The 16,088-nt window shown below is 72.7% G+C and carries 11 protein-coding genes; 8 read left to right on the top strand and 3 right to left on the bottom strand.

All coding sequences use genetic code 11. From position 1 onward, the window contains the following. Positions 1-56: 56 nt before the first annotated feature. Positions 57-953: a LysR family transcriptional regulator gene (locus C9F11_RS24995; protein WP_138961347.1), complete on the top strand. Its 897-nt coding sequence runs from the start codon at positions 57-59 to the stop codon at positions 951-953. 130 nt (positions 954-1,083) lie between these two features. Here the strand turns inward: C9F11_RS24995 and C9F11_RS25000 are convergent, their stop codons facing one another. Continuing rightward, positions 1,084-1,410: a WhiB family transcriptional regulator gene (locus tag C9F11_RS25000; protein ID WP_138961348.1), complete on the bottom strand. Its 327-nt coding sequence runs from the start codon at positions 1,408-1,410 to the stop codon at positions 1,084-1,086. A gap of 378 nt (positions 1,411-1,788) precedes the next feature. Here C9F11_RS25000 and C9F11_RS25005 point away from each other — a divergent pair, with 378 nt between their 5' ends. The 4 genes from C9F11_RS25005 (at position 1,789) to C9F11_RS25020 (ending at position 6,271) form a co-directional block, all read left to right on the top strand. Then, a complete protein-coding gene (locus tag C9F11_RS25005; protein ID WP_003948568.1) occupies positions 1,789-2,400 on the top strand; it encodes a response regulator transcription factor in 612 nt (203 codons plus the stop codon). A 268-nt stretch (positions 2,401-2,668) separates the two neighbouring features. Next, positions 2,669-3,244: a sigma-70 family RNA polymerase sigma factor gene (locus C9F11_RS25010; protein ID WP_138961349.1), complete on the top strand. Its 576-nt coding sequence runs from the start codon at positions 2,669-2,671 to the stop codon at positions 3,242-3,244. Positions 3,245-3,565: 321 nt separating this feature from the next. Then, positions 3,566-5,074 carry an IMP dehydrogenase gene (gene guaB, locus C9F11_RS25015; RefSeq protein WP_138961350.1) on the top strand — a complete coding sequence of 503 codons (1,509 nt, stop codon included), beginning with the start codon at positions 3,566-3,568 and terminating at the stop codon, positions 5,072-5,074. Positions 5,075-5,146: 72 nt separating this feature from the next. Next, positions 5,147-6,271, top strand: a complete 1,125-nt coding sequence (locus C9F11_RS25020) for a GuaB3 family IMP dehydrogenase-related protein (RefSeq protein WP_030681695.1) — start codon at positions 5,147-5,149, stop codon at positions 6,269-6,271. A 79-nt stretch (positions 6,272-6,350) separates the two neighbouring features. Here C9F11_RS25020 and C9F11_RS25025 read toward each other — a convergent pair whose 3' ends face one another. Beyond that, the gene (locus C9F11_RS25025) at positions 6,351-7,016 is read right to left on the bottom strand and encodes a hypothetical protein (RefSeq protein WP_138961351.1); all 666 of its coding nucleotides are present in this window, start codon (positions 7,014-7,016) and stop codon (positions 6,351-6,353) included. Between the two features lie 103 nt (positions 7,017-7,119). Beyond that, positions 7,120-8,373 carry a nucleotide sugar dehydrogenase gene (locus C9F11_RS25030; RefSeq protein ID WP_138961352.1) on the bottom strand — a complete coding sequence of 418 codons (1,254 nt, stop codon included), beginning with the start codon at positions 8,371-8,373 and terminating at the stop codon, positions 7,120-7,122. Between the two features lie 228 nt (positions 8,374-8,601). Here C9F11_RS25030 and C9F11_RS25035 point away from each other — a divergent pair, with 228 nt between their 5' ends. The 3 genes from C9F11_RS25035 (at position 8,602) to C9F11_RS25045 (ending at position 15,793) form a co-directional block, all read left to right on the top strand. Continuing rightward, entirely contained in the window at positions 8,602-10,308 is a 1,707-nt protein-coding gene (locus tag C9F11_RS25035; protein WP_138961353.1) for a glycerol-3-phosphate dehydrogenase/oxidase, read from the top strand. Between the two features lie 229 nt (positions 10,309-10,537). Further along, a complete protein-coding gene (locus C9F11_RS25040; protein WP_138961354.1) occupies positions 10,538-12,778 on the top strand; it encodes a serine/threonine-protein kinase in 2,241 nt (746 codons plus the stop codon). A gap of 258 nt (positions 12,779-13,036) precedes the next feature. Continuing rightward, the gene (locus C9F11_RS25045) at positions 13,037-15,793 is read left to right on the top strand and encodes a protein kinase (RefSeq protein WP_138961355.1); all 2,757 of its coding nucleotides are present in this window, start codon (positions 13,037-13,039) and stop codon (positions 15,791-15,793) included. Positions 15,794-16,088: the final 295 nt, after the last annotated feature.

Below are 16,088 nucleotides of genomic sequence, written 5' to 3' on the forward strand. Positions count from 1 at the left end.
TCAAAGCAGCTACGCAATATTATGCATTCCTCCCAAGGGTCACTTATGCTCGACGCATGATCGAGGCCCGTCATCTCCGTGTCCTGCGCGCCGTGGCCGCCACCGGCTCCTTCTCGGCCGCGGCCCGCGAGCTCGGCTGCACCCAGCCCGCCGTCAGCCAGCAGATGAAGGCCCTGGAGGCGTCCACGGGCACCCCGCTGCTCATCCGTGCGGGCCGCGAGATGCGCCTCACGCAGGCGGGCGAGGCCCTGGTCAGGCATGCCGCGGGCATCCTCGCCGGGCTGACCGCGGCCGAGGAGGAGGTCGCCGCGATCGCGGGCCTGCGCGCGGGCCGGGTCCGGCTCGTCTCCTTCCCCAGCGGCTCCTCCACGCTCGTCCCCGGCGCACTCGCCGCCCTGCGCGCCGCCCACCCAGGTACCCGCGTCTCCCTGGAGGAGGCCGAGCCGCCGCGCTCGGTGGAGATGCTCCGCGAGGGCGACTGCGACGTGGCCCTCGCCTTCCGGTACGAGGGGGCGGGCGCCGCCGAGGAGTGGGACGACCTCGTCGTACGGCCCCTGCTCGCCGACCGGCTCGTCGGCCTCGTCCCGGAGGGGCACCGCCTGGCGAAGGCGGACGCCGTCACCATCGGCGAGCTGGCCGGCGAGTCGTGGATCGCGGGCTGCCCGCGCTGCCGCCGCCAGCTCGTCGAGGTCTGCCGCGGCGCCGGCTTCGAGCCCCGCATCGACTTCGCGACCGACGACTACCCGGCGGTGATCGGCCTGGTCGGCGCGGGCCTCGGCGTCGCGGTCCTGCCCGAGCTCGCCCTTGAGTCGGTGCGGCCCAAGGGGGCCCGCGCGGTGGTGGTGGAGCCCGCCGTGCGCCGGGAGATCGTCGCGCTCACGCTGCCGGACCTGGCCCAGGTGCCGGCGGTCGCGGCGACCCTCGACCGGCTGGCCCGCGCCGCCGAGCGCTGAGTACGCCACCGGGCGCCCGGCGACGCGCTGGGGGCTCGGCGACGCGCTGGGCGCTCGGCGACGCGCTGGGCGCTCGGCCCGCGTGCATGCGAGAGGAAACGTTCCTTCTCGGTGCCGGGCCCGCGCGGTGTCAGGGGGAAGCGGCGCCCCCGCCCCCGGCCGACGCCGCGACCAGCCGGTTGCGCGCGCGTCCCATCAGCTCTTCCCGTTCGTCCTCGGTGAGGCCGCCCCACACGCCGTACGGCTCCCGTACGGCGAGCGCGTGCGCGGCGCACTCCGCGCGCACCGGGCAGCGCATGCAGACCTCTTTGGCCGAGTTCTCGCGCGCGCTCCGTGCCGCGCCGCGCTCGCCCTCCGGGTGGAAGAAGAGCGAGCTGTCCACCCCGCGGCAGGCCGCGAGGAGCTGCCAGTCCCACAGATCTGCGTTCGGTCCGGGGAGGCGGGAGAAATCTGCCATTGCGTGTCTCCTGGTAGCCGTCGTGACGCGGATACGGTGCCCATGACCGTACATCTACTGTCTAAGGAGATGAAAATATGACTCATTGCGAATCTAGCCACAGACACCGGGAAAAGGGAAGAAAAGCCGCTAAATGGGGCATAGCCCTCAACCAGGTATGTGCGGTTTCATGCCGCCTGTGCCGTGTCCGCGCCCTCACGTAGAGTGCCGAAGGCGGCAGTCCGACCCGTAACTCTTTCGAGTGACCATCGTTGAGAGTGCGGAGGCGGTTGAAACAACAAGCGCTCGGGCAGGTGTCCGAGAGCGTCAACCGCACAGGTGACGACTTGTACCAGCCTGGAGGCTCAAGGTGACGCGCATCAGCTGCGGAGGACGGCCATGACATCCGTCCTCGTCTGCGACGACTCCCCGCTCGCCCGAGAGGCGCTGCGCCGCGCGGTCGCGACCGTGCCCGGCGTGGAGCGCGTGACGACAGCGGCCAACGGCGAGGAAGTCCTCCGCCGCTGGGGCGCCGACCGCTCGGACCTGATCCTGATGGACGTACGCATGCCCGGACTGGGCGGCGTCGAGACCGTGCGGCGGCTGCTCTCCGCCGACCCCGGCGCGCGCATCATCATGCTCACCGTCGCCGAGGACCTGGACGGGGTCGCGCTCGCGGTCGCCGCGGGCGCCCGCGGCTATCTGCACAAGGACGCCTCGCGCGCCGAGCTGCGCGCGACCGTCACCCAGGCCCTGGCCGACCCGACCTGGCGGCTCGCGCCGCGGCGGCTGAGGTCGGCCGAGATGGGGGCCGCTCCCACGCTCACCGCGCGGGAGATCCAGGTCCTGGAAGGCATGAGCCACGGCCGGTCCAACGCGGAGATCGGGCGCGAGCTCTTCCTCTCGGAGGACACGGTGAAGACGCACGCCAGGCGCCTCTTCAAGAAGCTCGGCGCCTCGGACCGGGCGCACGCGGTGGCGCTCGGCTTCCGCTGGGGCCTGGTTCGCTAGACGGGTTGTCGCGGGGGGCATGGCGATCCCCGCCCGCCGTGCGGCGGGCGGGGCCATGGACGCCCGCAATCGCCCGCCGCGGGAGCGGCTTGTGGCGCTTCGTCGCCGATGCCGCATCCTTGAAGGTGTGGAGTTCCTTGGGGACGAGTCGGCCGAGCGCAAGGGGAGGGTGCGGGAGATGAGTTTCGGCGCACCTGCTCATAACGCTTCGGTGCACAACTATGGACGCGGTGCCACAGATCAGTCAGCGCCGAGGCACCATGGACCGATGCGCGAGGACAAGACGACGGTGATCGGTGCCCTCGTCCTTCGCGCTGTCGAGGGTGACGAGCAGGCCACGCACGACCTCCTGGCCCATGTGCACCCCCTCGCCATCCGCTACTGCCGCACCCGGCTCTCCCGACTCCCGGGTGACGCCCGCCACTTCGTGGAGGACCTCGCGCAGGAGGTCTGCGTCGCGGTCCTGCTCGCCCTGCCGCGCTACCGCGACACCGGGCGGCCCTTCGAAGCCTTCGTCTTCGCCATCGCCGCGCACAAGGTCGCGGACCTCCAGCGGGCGGCGATGCGCCACCCGGGGTCGACCGCCGTGCCCTCGGACGAGATGCCCGAGCGGCCCGACGACTCCCTCGGACCCGAGGAGCGCGCGCTGCTCAGCAGCGACGCGGAATGGGCCAAGAAACTCCTGGCGAACCTCCCCGAGAACCAGCGCGAGCTGCTGCTGCTCCGCGTCGCCGTCGGCCTCACGGCCGAGGAGACCGGGCAGATGCTGGGCATGTCGCCCGGTGCGGTCCGGGTGGCGCAGCACCGGGCGCTGAGCCGTCTGCGGGCGCTGGCCGAGCAGTAGGGCCCGCCGCGCCGGAGCGGTGGACGCCACCCGCTTCCGGGTCCTCCCGAGGGGTGGGCCCCGCCCCGTTCCGGCTCCTCCCGAGCGGTGGACCCCGCCCCGTTCCGGGCCGCTGTGGCCAGGATCTCTTTTCCGCCGTGGCGGCGCGTCGCGAAGCGGCGCACTCCGGCCGTACCGGGCACGACCCGGCCGACGAGGGCCCCGAGGAGACTCTGTGTGAACCTACGAAGCCGTAGGGCACCCGGAACTGTGGAATGAGAGAGCCACGCTTCCCGTTAGCATGGACATCCGCACCGATCAAGGCCATTTGGGGAAGGTGTCATGACTGCAAACGTCGACGGAGTGCCCGAGAAATTCGCGACACTCGGGCTGACCTACGACGACGTGCTGCTGCTGCCGGGCGCGTCGGACATGGCGCCGGGTGACATCGACACCGCCTCGCACGTCTCGAAGAACGTCCGGGTGAACGTCCCGCTGCTCTCGGCCGCGATGGACAAGGTCACCGAGTCCCGCATGGCCATCGCCATGGCCCGCCAGGGCGGCGTCGGCGTACTGCACCGGAACCTGTCGATCGCCGACCAGGCGAACCAGGTCGACCTGGTCAAGCGCTCCGAGTCCGGCATGGTGACGGACCCCATCACCGTGCACCCGGACGCCACGCTCGCCGAGGCCGACGCGATCTGCGCCAAGTTCCGCATCAGCGGCGTCCCGGTGACCGACGGCGCGGGCAAGCTGCTCGGCATCGTCACCAATCGCGACATGGCCTTCGAGGCGGACCGCTCCCGCCAGGTGCGCGAGGTCATGACGCCGATGCCCCTGGTCACCGGCAAGGTCGGCATCTCGGGCGTGGACGCCATGGAGCTGCTGCGCCGCCACAAGATCGAGAAGCTGCCGCTGGTCGACGACAGCGGCGTCCTCAAGGGCCTCATCACGGTCAAGGACTTCGTGAAGGCCGAGAAGTACCCGAACGCCGCGAAGGACGCCGGGGGCCGCCTGATCGTCGGTGCCGCCGTCGGCGTCGCCGGTGACGCCTTCGACCGCGCCCAGGCGCTGATCGAGGCGGGTGTCGACTTCATCGTCGTCGACACCGCGCACGGCCACTCCCGCCTGGTCGGCGACATGGTCGCCAAGATCAAGTCGAACTCCGGCGGCGTCGACGTCATCGGCGGCAACATCGCCACCCGTGACGGCGCGAAGGCCCTCATCGACGCCGGTGTCGACGGCATCAAGGTCGGCGTCGGCCCGGGCTCCATCTGCACGACCCGCGTCGTCGCCGGCATCGGCGTACCGCAGGTAACGGCCATCTACGAAGCGTCGCTCGCCGCCAAGGAAGCCGGTGTCCCGGTGATCGGCGACGGCGGCCTGCAGTACTCCGGAGACATCGCCAAGGCGCTCGTCGCCGGCGCGGACACGGTCATGCTCGGCTCGCTGCTCGCGGGCTGCGAGGAGTCCCCGGGCGAGCTGCTCTTCATCAACGGCAAGCAGTTCAAGTCGTACCGCGGCATGGGCTCCCTCGGCGCCATGCAGTCCCGTGGTGACCAGCGCTCCTTCTCCAAGGACCGGTACTTCCAGGAGGGCGTCGCCTCCGACGAGAAGCTGGTGCCCGAGGGCATCGAGGGCCAGGTTCCCTACCGCGGCCCGCTGTCCGCGGTCGTGCACCAGCTGGTGGGCGGTCTGCGCCAGTCGATGTTCTACGTGGGCGGGCGTACGGTGCCCGAGCTCCAGGCCAACGGACGCTTCGTGCGGATCACGTCGGCGGGCCTCAAGGAGAGCCACCCGCACGACATCCAGATGACCGTCGAGGCACCGAACTACAGCCGCAACAAGTAGCGGCCACGCGCGCGTGTCGGGGATACTGGAACGGCATACGGAGTGCCGTAGGAAAGCTGAAGGGCCACACACGTGACTGAGATCGAGATCGGGCGCGGCAAGCGCGGCCGCCGGGCGTACGCCTTCGACGACATCGCCGTCGTACCGAGTCGGCGCACCCGCGACCCGAAGGAGGTCTCGATCGCCTGGCAGATCGACGCCTACCGCTTCGAGCTGCCCTTCCTCGCGGCCCCCATGGACTCCGTGGTGTCGCCGTCGACCGCCATCCGCATCGGCGAGCTCGGCGGCCTCGGCGTGCTGAACCTGGAAGGCCTGTGGACGCGGTACGAGGACCCGCAGCCGCTGCTCGACGAGATCGGTGAGCTGCCCGCCGAGGCCGCGACGCGCCGCCTCCAGGAGATCTACGCCGCCCCCATCAAGGAAGAGCTGATCGGGCAGCGCATCAAGGAGGTCCGCGACGCGGGCGTCGTCACCGCCGCCGCGCTCTCCCCGCAGCGCACCGCGCAGTTCTCCAAGGCCGTCGTGGACGCGGGCGTGGACATCTTCGTGATCCGCGGTACGACGGTGTCGGCCGAGCACGTCTCCGGCGCCGCCGAGCCGCTGAACCTGAAGCAGTTCATCTACGAGCTGGACGTCCCGGTCATCGTCGGCGGCTGCGCCACGTACACGGCCGCCCTGCACCTGATGCGCACCGGCGCGGCCGGTGTCCTCGTCGGCTTCGGCGGCGGCGCCGCCCACACCACGCGCAACGTCCTGGGCATCCAGGTTCCGATGGCCACCGCCGTGGCCGATGTCGCCGCCGCCCGCCGCGACTACATGGACGAGTCCGGCGGCCGCTACGTGCACGTCATCGCGGACGGCGGCGTGGGCTGGTCGGGCGACCTGCCCAAGGCCATCGCCTGCGGCGCGGACGCCGTGATGATGGGCTCCCCGCTCGCACGCGCCACGGACGCCCCGGGCAAGGGCCACCACTGGGGCATGGAGGCCGTCCACGAGGACGTGCCGCGCGGCAAGAAGGTCGACCTGGGCACCGTCGGCACCACCGAGGAGATCCTCACGGGCCCGTCGCACATCCCGGACGGCTCGATGAACTTCTTCGGCGCCCTGCGCCGCGCGATGGCCACGACCGGCTACAGCGAGCTCAAGGAGTTCCAGCGCGTCGAGGTGACGGTGGCGGACTCGCAGCACAAGCGGTGACGTCGCACCGCGCTTGAGCAGCGCGAAGGGGCCCGGTCCGCCAGCAGGCGGGCCGGGCCCCTTCGCGTGTGTGCGCGCTCTACTGCGCGGCGCGCTTGGCACCGCCGAAGGCGGCCACCGCGGCTATCGCGAAGAACACGAACGTCATCGCGTCGGCGTCTTCCTTCCAGCCCTTCTGGAGCGCGTCGAAGTGGTCGAAGAACACCGTCGAGAAGCTGGTGTTGAACTTGTCGGAGATGACCATGGCGGCGCCGACCAGCTGGCCCAGGTAGACGGCGCCGAGGGACAGGGCGGCCGAGATCACCGCGAGGGCGGGGTTGCGGCCGCCGGCCTTGCCCGTGGCGAGGCCCACGACGAAGCCGACGCCCACGGCGGCCCAGCCGATCTCGTGCTCCGTGGCGCCGATGACGGCTCCGTAGACCCCGGCCGCGACGAGGGCGGTCACGAAGGCCACGACGATGCCGAGGCCCACGTTGCCCCGGGCGGGGGCGGGCGGCGCGGGCACCGTGTACGGGGGCTGGAAGCCGTTCTGGTGCTGCTGCGGGAACGGGGCGTACGGCTGCTGGGGCTGCGGCTGGCCGTAGGGCTGCTGCGGCTGCTGGGGGTAGCCGTAGCCCGGCTGGCCGTACGGTTGCTGCGCGCCACTCTGGCCGTACGGTTGCTGAGCGCCGCCCTGGCCGTACGGATCGGCTCCGCCCTGGCCGTACGGGTAGCCGGGCTGGCCTGGAGGCGTGGGCTGCGTCATGTGGTTTCCCCCTGGGACATCTGAGTGCACTGGTGTGCGGTAAATGGCTGGATCCGCACGGTAGCAGCAGCGGCGGGCGTGCCCCAGGGGGTCGGACGAGGGGTCAGAGGCGGTGGGCGGCGCCCGCCGGGGTCGCGCCCCGGGTGTCGAGCAGGAGTTGGGCCTTCACGGCCAGGCCCTGGAGGTCGTAGGTGCGGTGCTGCTGGAGCAGGATCGTCAGATCGGCGTCGGCGGCCGCTTCGTAGAGGCTGTCCGCGCGCGGGACGGGATGGCCGAGAACGTTCCAGTGGGCCACGTACGGGTCGTGGTAGCTGACGGCGGCGCCGAGCTGCATGAGGCGGACCGCGATCTCCTGGGCGGGGGCGCCCTGCTGGTCGGCGACGTCCGGCTTGTACGTGACGCCGAGCAGCAGCACGCGCGCGCCGCGGGCGGACTTGCCGTGTTCGTTGAGCAGGGTCGCGGCGCGCTGGATGACGTAGCCGGGCATGCGGTCGTTGACCTGCTGGGCGAGCTCGACCATGCGCAGGGGGCGGGCTCCGTGGGCCGGGCCGGGCACTTCCAGGGGCGCGCCGTGGCCGCCGACGCCGGGGCCGGGGCGGAAGGCCTGGAAGCCGAACGGCTTGGTCTCGGCGCAGCGGATGACGTCCCAGAGGTCGATGCCGAGGTCGTGGCAGAGCACGGCCATCTCGTTGACCAACGCCATGTTCACGTGGCGGTAGTTGGTCTCCAGGAGGTGCACGGTTTCGGCCTCCCGCGGCCCACGCGCGCGTACGACCTTGTCGGTGAGGCGGCCGTAGAAGGCGGCGGCGGACTCGGTGCAGGCGGGGGTGAGGCCGCCGATGACCTTGGGGGTGCCGGCGTAGCCGTGGGTGCGGCTGCCGGGGTCGAGGCGGCCGGGGGAGTAGGCGAGGTGGAAGTCGCGTCCGGCGCGCAGGCCCGAGCCCTCTTCGAGGAGGGGGCGGAGGAATTCCTCCGTGGTTCCCGGGTAGGCGGGCGATTCGAGGATGACCGTGGTGTGCGGGCGCAGGCGTGCGGCCAGGGCACGGGCGGCCTCGGCCACCGGGCCGAGGTCGAGCGTGCGGTCGGCCGCCTGCGGCGTGGGCGCGCAGATGACGGCGGTGCGGACCCGGCCGAGCTCGGCCGGGTCGGTGGTCGGGCGGAAGCCGCCCGCGAGCATGCGGCGGACGTCGGCGGCGGTGAGGGTGCCCTCCGCGCCGTCGCCGGGAAGGCGGCCGCTCGCGAGCTCGGGTGCGCGGGCGGGGTCGTAGCCGATGGTGGCGATGCCGCTGTGGGCGGCGGCCTGGGCCAGGGGCAGGCCGAGGTGGCCGAGGCCGATGACGGCGAGGTCTGCTGGCATGGCGGTGAGCCGTCCTTCCCAATAGCCGGAGCGGGACGAGGGCGCAAGCCCTGTGGACAAGATGGGGCAGCGCAATGTCAGACTAGGAGTAAATATGACCGATTTGCGGCATTGGGCCCCGCCCGTCGTCGGAGTGTTGTCCACAGGCGGTGGCTGAACCCGGCGAGCGCGACAAGAATCTGGGCATGATGTGAGCGCGACCACACCCGACGACCACGGGAGGCAGCGGTGAGGACAGCGACTCTGGGGCCGGCGGAGCGTGCCGAGTCACTCGCGAGCATGGCCGAGCGCGAACTGGACATTCTCGTCGTGGGCGGCGGTGTGGTGGGCGCGGGCACCGCGCTCGACGCCGTGACGCGCGGCCTGAGCACGGGCCTGGTGGAGGCCAGGGACTGGGCGTCGGGCACGTCGAGCCGGTCGAGCAAGCTCATCCACGGCGGCCTGCGCTATCTGGAGATGCTGGACTTCGCGCTGGTCAGAGAGGCCCTGAAGGAGCGCGGCCTGCTGCTGGAGCGCCTCGCCCCGCACCTGGTGAAGCCGGTGCCGTTCCTGTACCCCCTCCAGCACCAGGGCTGGGAGCGGCTCTATGCCGGATCGGGCGTCGCGCTGTACGACGCGATGTCGATGGCGCGCGGCCACGGCCGGGGCCTGCCCATGCACCGCCACCTGACCCGGCGTCACGCCCTGCGCGTGGCCCCCTGTCTGAAGCGGGACGCCCTCGTCGGGGCCCTCCAGTACTACGACGCGCAGATGGACGACGCCCGCTATGTGGCCACCCTCGTGCGCACCGCGGCGGCCTATGGCGCCCAGGCTGCCAACCGCGCGCGGGTGACCGGCTTCCTCCGCGAGGGCGAGCGGGTCGTCGGCGCCCGCGTCCAGGACGTCGAGGCGGGCGGGGAGTACGAGATCCGCGCGAAGCAGATCGTCAACGCCACCGGGGTGTGGACCGACGACACCCAGGCGATGGTCGGCGAGCGCGGCCAGTTCCACGTCCGGGCGTCCAAGGGCATCCATTTGGTCGTACCGAAGGACCGGATCAATTCGACGTCGGGTCTGATCCTGCGCACGGAGAAGAGCGTCCTGTTCGTCATCCCCTGGGGCAGGCACTGGATCGTCGGCACCACCGACACGGACTGGGACCTGGACAAGGCCCACCCGGCGGCCTCCAGCGCGGACATCGACTACCTCCTGGAGCATGTGAACTCGGTCCTCGCGGTCCCCCTCTCCCGTGACGACGTCCAGGGGGTGTACGCGGGCCTGCGCCCGCTGCTCGCCGGGGAGTCGGACGCCACCAGCAAGCTCTCCCGGGAGCACACGGTCGCGCACCCCGCGCCCGGCCTGGTCGTGGTGGCGGGCGGCAAGTACACGACGTACCGCGTCATGGCCAAGGACGCCGTGGACGAGGCGGTGCACGGCCTGGACCAGCGCGTCGCGGAGTGCGTCACCGAGGACATCCCCCTGGTCGGCGCCGAGGGCTATCGCGCGCTGTGGAACGCCCGCGCGGGCATCGCCGCGCGCACCGGACTGCACGTGGTGCGCGTCGAACACCTGTTGAACCGCTACGGCTCGCTGGCCGAAGAGGTCATCGAGCTGATCGAGGGCGACGCCTCGCTCGGCGCCCCGCTGCACGCGGCCGAGGACTATCTGCGCGCCGAAGTCGTCTACGCGGCCTCGCACGAGGGCGCCCGGCACCTGGACGACGTGCTGACCCGCCGCACCCGCATCTCCATCGAGACCTTCGACCGGGGCACGCGCAGCGCCCGCGAGTGCGCCGAGCTGATGGCGCCCGTGCTCGGCTGGGACAAGGACCAAGTCGAGCGCGAGGTCCAGCACTACGAGAAGCGGGTGGAGGCCGAGCGTGAGTCCCAGCGCCAGCCGGACGACCTGACGGCGGACGCGGCCCGCCTCGGGGCGCCGGACATCGTCCCCCTGTAGGGGCCGAGTCCGGAGTTGTCAAGGAAGGACACGCCAGAGATCTGGCGGTTTGACCGGAGCGGGGTGGCCAAGGAGGGTATGACCAGGGGGGTTTGGGGTGGTGCGCAGGGGTTCGCGAGGCGACGAAGTCCACCATGTGGGACATCCGACCCGCGGCGTTGACCGGTCCTCGGGTGAGGGACAATGAAGGCTCTGTCAGGGCGGGTTGTGCGGGTAGTTGAGGGGACGCATGTCGGAGGCGGAGCAGACGGGCGGGGCCCGTCAGGATCAGAGCGCGCGTCTCCTCGCGGGCCGGTACCGGCTCGGTGACGTGCTCGGCCGGGGCGGCATGGGCACGGTCTGGCGGGCGAAGGACGAGACGCTGGGCCGCACGGTCGCCGTGAAGGAGCTGCGCTTCCCTTCCAGCATCGACGACGAGGAGAAGCGGCGCCTCATCACCCGCACCCTCCGCGAGGCCAAGGCGATCGCCCGGATCCGCAACACCGGCGCGGTGACGGTCTATGACGTGGTCGACGAGGACGACCGGCCGTGGATCGTGATGGAGCTCGTCGAGGGCAAGTCCCTCGCCGAGGCCGTCCGCGAGGACGGGCTGCTCACACCGCGGCGTGCGGCCGAGGTCGGGCTCGCCGTGCTCGACGTGCTGCGCTCCGCGCACCGCGAGGGCATCCTGCACCGCGATGTGAAGCCGTCCAACGTCCTCATCGCCGAGGACGGCCGGGTGGTCCTCACCGACTTCGGCATCGCCCAGGTCGAGGGCGACCCGTCCATCACCTCGACGGGCATGCTCGTCGGCGCGCCCTCGTACATCTCGCCGGAGCGGGCGCGCGGCCACAAGCCCGGCCCAGCGGCCGACATGTGGTCGCTCGGCGGGTTGATCTACGCGGCGGTGGAGGGCGTGCCGCCGTACGACAAGGGTTCGGCCATCGCCACGCTCACCGCCGTCATGACCGAGGCGGTCGACCCTCCGGAGAACGCCGGTCCGTTGCTGGAGAAGGTCATCTACGGCCTGCTCGCCAAGGACCCCGAGCAGCGGCTCGACGACGCGAGCGCGCGGGCCCTGCTCCAGGAAGTGATCAACTCCCCGGACGGCGCGGCGGACAGGCGCCCCGAGGACCCGGCGGACGCCACGAAGGTCGTGCCCCTGCCGCCGGTGCCTCCCGTGCCCGCACAGGGTGCCGGGACCTCCGGCGGCCGTAAGGGCGAGGAGGCGGCGGAGCGGCTGAAGGGCGCGTTCCGTTCGGTGCGCAAGAAGGCGGCCGCGGCGGCGACGTCCCGGGGCGCGGGAGCCGCGGCGGCCGGTGGTGCCACGGCACTCGGCGGTTCCGCCACGGGCCGGGGCACGGGCGGCGGCGCGCCCGCGACGGGTTCCCCGGCCGGAGCCCCGCCCGGAACCCCGGCGCCCGGAGCCGTGGGCGGAGCGGTCGCTCCGGGGAACCGTACGACGGGCACGAGCACCGGCACCGGTGTTCCGGCACGGCCCACGACGGGCCCGGCGGCGACGCGTGCCACCGCGGCGGGCTCCGGCACGGGCGCGGTCACCGGCCTCGGCGCCGGTGCTGGTACCGGTGCCGCTTCCGGTGTCGGTGCCGGGATGAACTCCGCCGCCGCGGGGGGCGGTTCCCCGCACGGCGCCCACGTGCCCGCCCAGCCCGGGACGCCGCCCGGCACACCGCCCAGACCGCCCGCCAGGGCGCCGCTCACGGACGTGGTGCCCCGGCGCACGCTGGTGATCATCGCGGTGGTCGTCGTGCTCGCCGTGCTCGGCACGGTGCTCGCCTTCGCGCTCAACGGCGACGAGGGCGACAAGGGCGGCAAGGGCACCGGCACCTCCGCCTCCAGCGGCGCGAGCGCGGGCGGCGAGGGCAAGGGCAAGGACGCGGACGACGAGAAGTCCGGCGGTTCCGGCTCGGGCAAGGACGACGGCGCCAAGGGCGACCAGGGCGAGGGCCAGGGTTCCGGCAAGGACGACGGCGCGGGCCAGGGCGCCCCCATCGGCGGGGACGGCAAGGAAAAGGGCAAGGGCAAGGGCAGGGGCGACGGCGCCGAGACGACGCACAAGCACCCGCAGGGCTTCTCGATCGGCCTGCCCAAGGGATGGTCGTTCAAGAGCACGGACCGCGCGGGCGCGCGCTTCACCGGCCCGGACGACCAGCGGCTGCTCGTCGGCTGGACCACCACGCCCAAGGACAACCCGGTGGCCGACTGGAAGAACCAGGAGTCGGGCATGCGCCGGGCGGCGTACAAGCGGATCCGAATAGAGAAGGTGGACTTCCGCGGCTGGCTCACGGCCGACTGGGAGTTCACCTACGTCGACGGCGGCACCAAGTACCGCTCGGTCGACCGCGGCTTCGTGGTCAACGGCGGTCTCGGCTACGGACTGATGTACACGTCGAAGGCCGACCGCTGGGACGATGACCAGCGCCGGGACACCTGGCGGACGTTCACGCGCACGTTCGAGCCCAAGAAGTGATCCGAGGGGTGCCCCAGGAGTGATCCGAGGAGTGATCCGAAGCGCGGGCCGGGCGGAGACCCGGGAGGTGGCCCCGCGGATGATCCGCGAGTGGGCCCCGAGAAGAGCCGGAACCGGTGGTTGACGATCCGGTGAGATCTGGCATCCCGTCAATACGGTCCGGCCTGGAGACGTATCGTGAGTGCTTGCGGAGGGTAAGCAAGCGCAACGAGCCGTAAAACGAACGGAATTGACCACCGGGCGGTTGGGGGAGGCATCGTGGACGACTATGCGGGACGGGTGCTCGCCGACCGCTACCGCCTGCCGCTGCCGCCGGCCGATGAGTACGAGTTCGCCGAGACCCGCGCCTTCGACACCTACAGCGGTCAGGAAGTCCTGGTCAGGCAGGTCCCCCTGCCGGAGGTCGTCGAGGCGGAAGTGGTCGGCGACGAGGGCTATGGCGACGGCGACCTGAGTGACGTCCTGCCCGGCGGGCTGCCCGAGGGCTTCAGGAGCGCGGGCTCCGGCGCGCGGACCACCAGGCGCCCCGGCGCGCGGGCCACGCGCAGGCCCAGCGACCCCGCGGTGCGCCGGGCCATAGAGGCCGCGCAGGCCGCCGCGCGCATCCCCGACCATCCGCGTCTGGACCAGGTCTTCGACGTGTTCGCGGAGGACGGCTCGCTGTGGATAGTCAGTGAGCTGGTGGCGGCCCGGCCGCTCGCGGCGCTGCTCGCCGACAAGCCCCTGAATCCGTTCCGCGCGGCGGAGGTCGCCGCCGACGTCGTGACCGCGCTGCGCGTGCTGCACGCGCACGGCTGGGTCCACCGGAACATCACCGTGCGCACGGTGCTCGTCTGTGACGACGGGCGCGTGCTCCTCACGGGGCTCGCGGCGGGCGCGGCGGAGGAGGCCCTGTGCGGGTACGACCCGCGGCCCGAGGGCGAGGACTTCTCCGGCTTCACGGAGCCCGCGGGCGCCCTCGCGGACGGTGCGGGCGGCGCGGACGGACGGGCCCGCGGCGTGGCGGCGGCCCCGGAGCCCGCGTACGAGCCCGACCCGCCGTACGAGTCCCACGAGTCCGACGCCTCCTACGAGTCCGACGCCTATGCGCCCGACGCGTACGAGCCCGGAGCCGCGTACGAGACCGGGCCCGCCCACGAGCCGGACGCCCGGCCCGGGCCCGACTACGAATCCGACCTGCGGGCGGCGCGAGCCGGTGCGATCGCCGCGTACCGCGCGGGCGCGGCCCGGGCGGCGGCCCAGGTCAGCGAGGCCGACACCGGCAGCGTCACCGGCCGGATCGCGGATCCGTACGGAGTGCGCGGAGCGCGCGAGACCCATGGCAAGGGCGCGCGGGAGAGCTGGAACGGCGGCGCGCGCAAGCAGTGGCACGGCGCCGTCCCCCGGGCCGGAGTGCCCGCGCAGGGCGACGCCCCGGCCCCGAGCCTGGCCAAGCGGTCCGCGCCGCCGCAGCGGCAGGCCCCGCTGGACGACGACGCGTACGACAGGTACGAGACGCGCGACACCTACGACACGTACGACGCCCACGATGGGCACGACAGGTACGGCACCTCGGCGGAGGAGGCCGAGGAGGCCCAGGAGACCGCCGAGTACGAGGGCTCCGAGCCGGACGGCCACGCGCTCAGCGGCCGTTGGGACGACCCCGCGGCCGAGCGGCGTCCCCGGCGCGGCCCCGCCACCGCGCTGGCCGCCGAGCGGGCCCGGCACGCGCGGATGACGGTCGTGGGCGCGGTCACCGAGCGCTGGGCCCCCGAGCAGGCCGGTCCCGTGCACGAGAACTGGCAGCTCGCCGCGCCCATCGGACCCGCCACCGACCTGTGGGCGCTCGGCGCACTGCTCTTCCGCGCCGTCCAGGGCCACGCGCCCTACCCGGAGGAGAGCACCGCCGAGCTGGTGCAGATGGTGTGCGCGGAGCCGCCCGCGTTCGCCGAGGAGTGCGGGCCGCTGCGGCCGGTCGTGGAGTCGCTGCTGCGTCAGGACCCGACCGAGCGCATCGACTTCGAGGAGCTGAGCGGCTGGCTGCGCTCCCTGGTGCGGTCGGCGCCGGAGCCGGACGCGGGCACGCACGTGGTCCCGGCACCGCCGTACGACGGCGGCAGGCTGCCCGTCGTGCGCCGCCGCGGCGAGGTCGTGCGCAAGCGGCGCCCGCCCGCGCCGGTCGCCACGGGCACCGGCCACGGCCGCCACAAGCGCGGCCGGGAGCACACCCGGGACACCAAGCCGGTGCGGGCGCCCCGCCCGGAGCGGGAGCCGCGCCCCGCGCAGGGGCCGCGTTCGCTGGGCCGGGTGCTGCTCCTGGTGATCCTCGCGGGGCTCGTGGCGGCGGTCACGTACGCGATGCTGTTCATGCCCAAGGCCGATGAGAACGAGGGCGCGGGGCGCACGGGCAACGCGGGCGAGTCAAGCACCGCCCCGGACGACCGCCCCGCGGGCAACGGCAAGCCGGGCCAGGGCGGCGACCCCGACGACAAGGGCGAGGGCCAGGACGACAAGCCGGGGAAGTCGCCCGACGGCGAGAAGACCCCCGGCTCGCAGCAGCCGCAGACCACCGCGCCCGACCTGGCGCCCGGCTTCACGCTGCGCAAGGACACGGAGGGCTTCCGCGTCGCCGTGGCCAGCGGCTGGCAGCGCCAGGCGATGAACGGCCGGGACCAAGTGCTCTACACCCACGGCAGGTTCGAGCTCCTCGTCGTCCCGGGCCGGGACAGCACCGGGGACTACGGCACGGACCCGATGAAGTACCAGAAGGAGGACGAGCGCGAGCTCCAGCCGTTCCGGGACTCCTCCTGGGCCACGTCCAGCGGGATGCGCCGGGTCGACGTGGGCGGCCGCGCCATGGCGGAGGGCCAGTTCACCTGGCAGGGTTCGGACGGCACGGAGGTCTTCGTGCGCAATCTGGCGCTGATCGTGGACGGCAAGTACCACGTGGTGCAGGTGCGCGGCCCGGAGGCCGAACGGGACGAGGTGGACCGGCTGTACGAGCAGGCGTCGAAGTCGTACCAGGCCACCGGCTGACGCTCCCCGGGGCCGGAGGGCCAGCAGGCCAGGCCGGAGGGCGCAGGGCCGCACCGGATGCACCCCGGACCGCACCGGAAGCGCCCCGGACCGCACCGGATGCACCCCGGACCGCACCGCATCGATGGCGGACCGATGGCGGATCGACGGCGGACCAACGGCGGATTGACGGCGGATCGAACCAAACCGCCCCAGCCGTCGTCTTCGTCGGCGCCGGACACAACTGGAAGCGCCCTCTCCGTACGCGTGGGTAATGCGGGGATTCGCGGTGGAACGGCGAAGAACCGGGACCGCA

This window comes from Streptomyces sp. YIM 121038 (assembly GCF_006088715.1).
Lineage (GTDB): Bacteria > Actinomycetota > Actinomycetes > Streptomycetales > Streptomycetaceae > Streptomyces.

Bases quoted from the DNA above. Each gene is read 5' to 3' on its own strand.
- C9F11_RS25025 (WP_138961351.1), bottom strand. From the start codon at position 7,016: ATGACGCAGCCCACGCCTCCAGGCCAGCCCGGCTACCCGTACGGCCAG.
- C9F11_RS25005 (WP_003948568.1), top strand. From the start codon at position 1,789: ATGACATCCGTCCTCGTCTGCGACGACTCCCCGCTCGCCCGAGAGGCG.
- guaB (WP_138961350.1), top strand. From the start codon at position 3,566: ATGACTGCAAACGTCGACGGAGTGCCCGAGAAATTCGCGACACTCGGG.
- C9F11_RS24995 (WP_138961347.1), top strand. From the start codon at position 57: ATGATCGAGGCCCGTCATCTCCGTGTCCTGCGCGCCGTGGCCGCCACC.
- C9F11_RS25010 (WP_138961349.1), top strand. From the start codon at position 2,669: ATGCGCGAGGACAAGACGACGGTGATCGGTGCCCTCGTCCTTCGCGCT.
- C9F11_RS25030 (WP_138961352.1), bottom strand. From the start codon at position 8,373: ATGCCAGCAGACCTCGCCGTCATCGGCCTCGGCCACCTCGGCCTGCCC.
- C9F11_RS25000 (WP_138961348.1), bottom strand. From the start codon at position 1,410: ATGGCAGATTTCTCCCGCCTCCCCGGACCGAACGCAGATCTGTGGGAC.
- C9F11_RS25040 (WP_138961354.1), top strand. From the start codon at position 10,538: ATGTCGGAGGCGGAGCAGACGGGCGGGGCCCGTCAGGATCAGAGCGCG.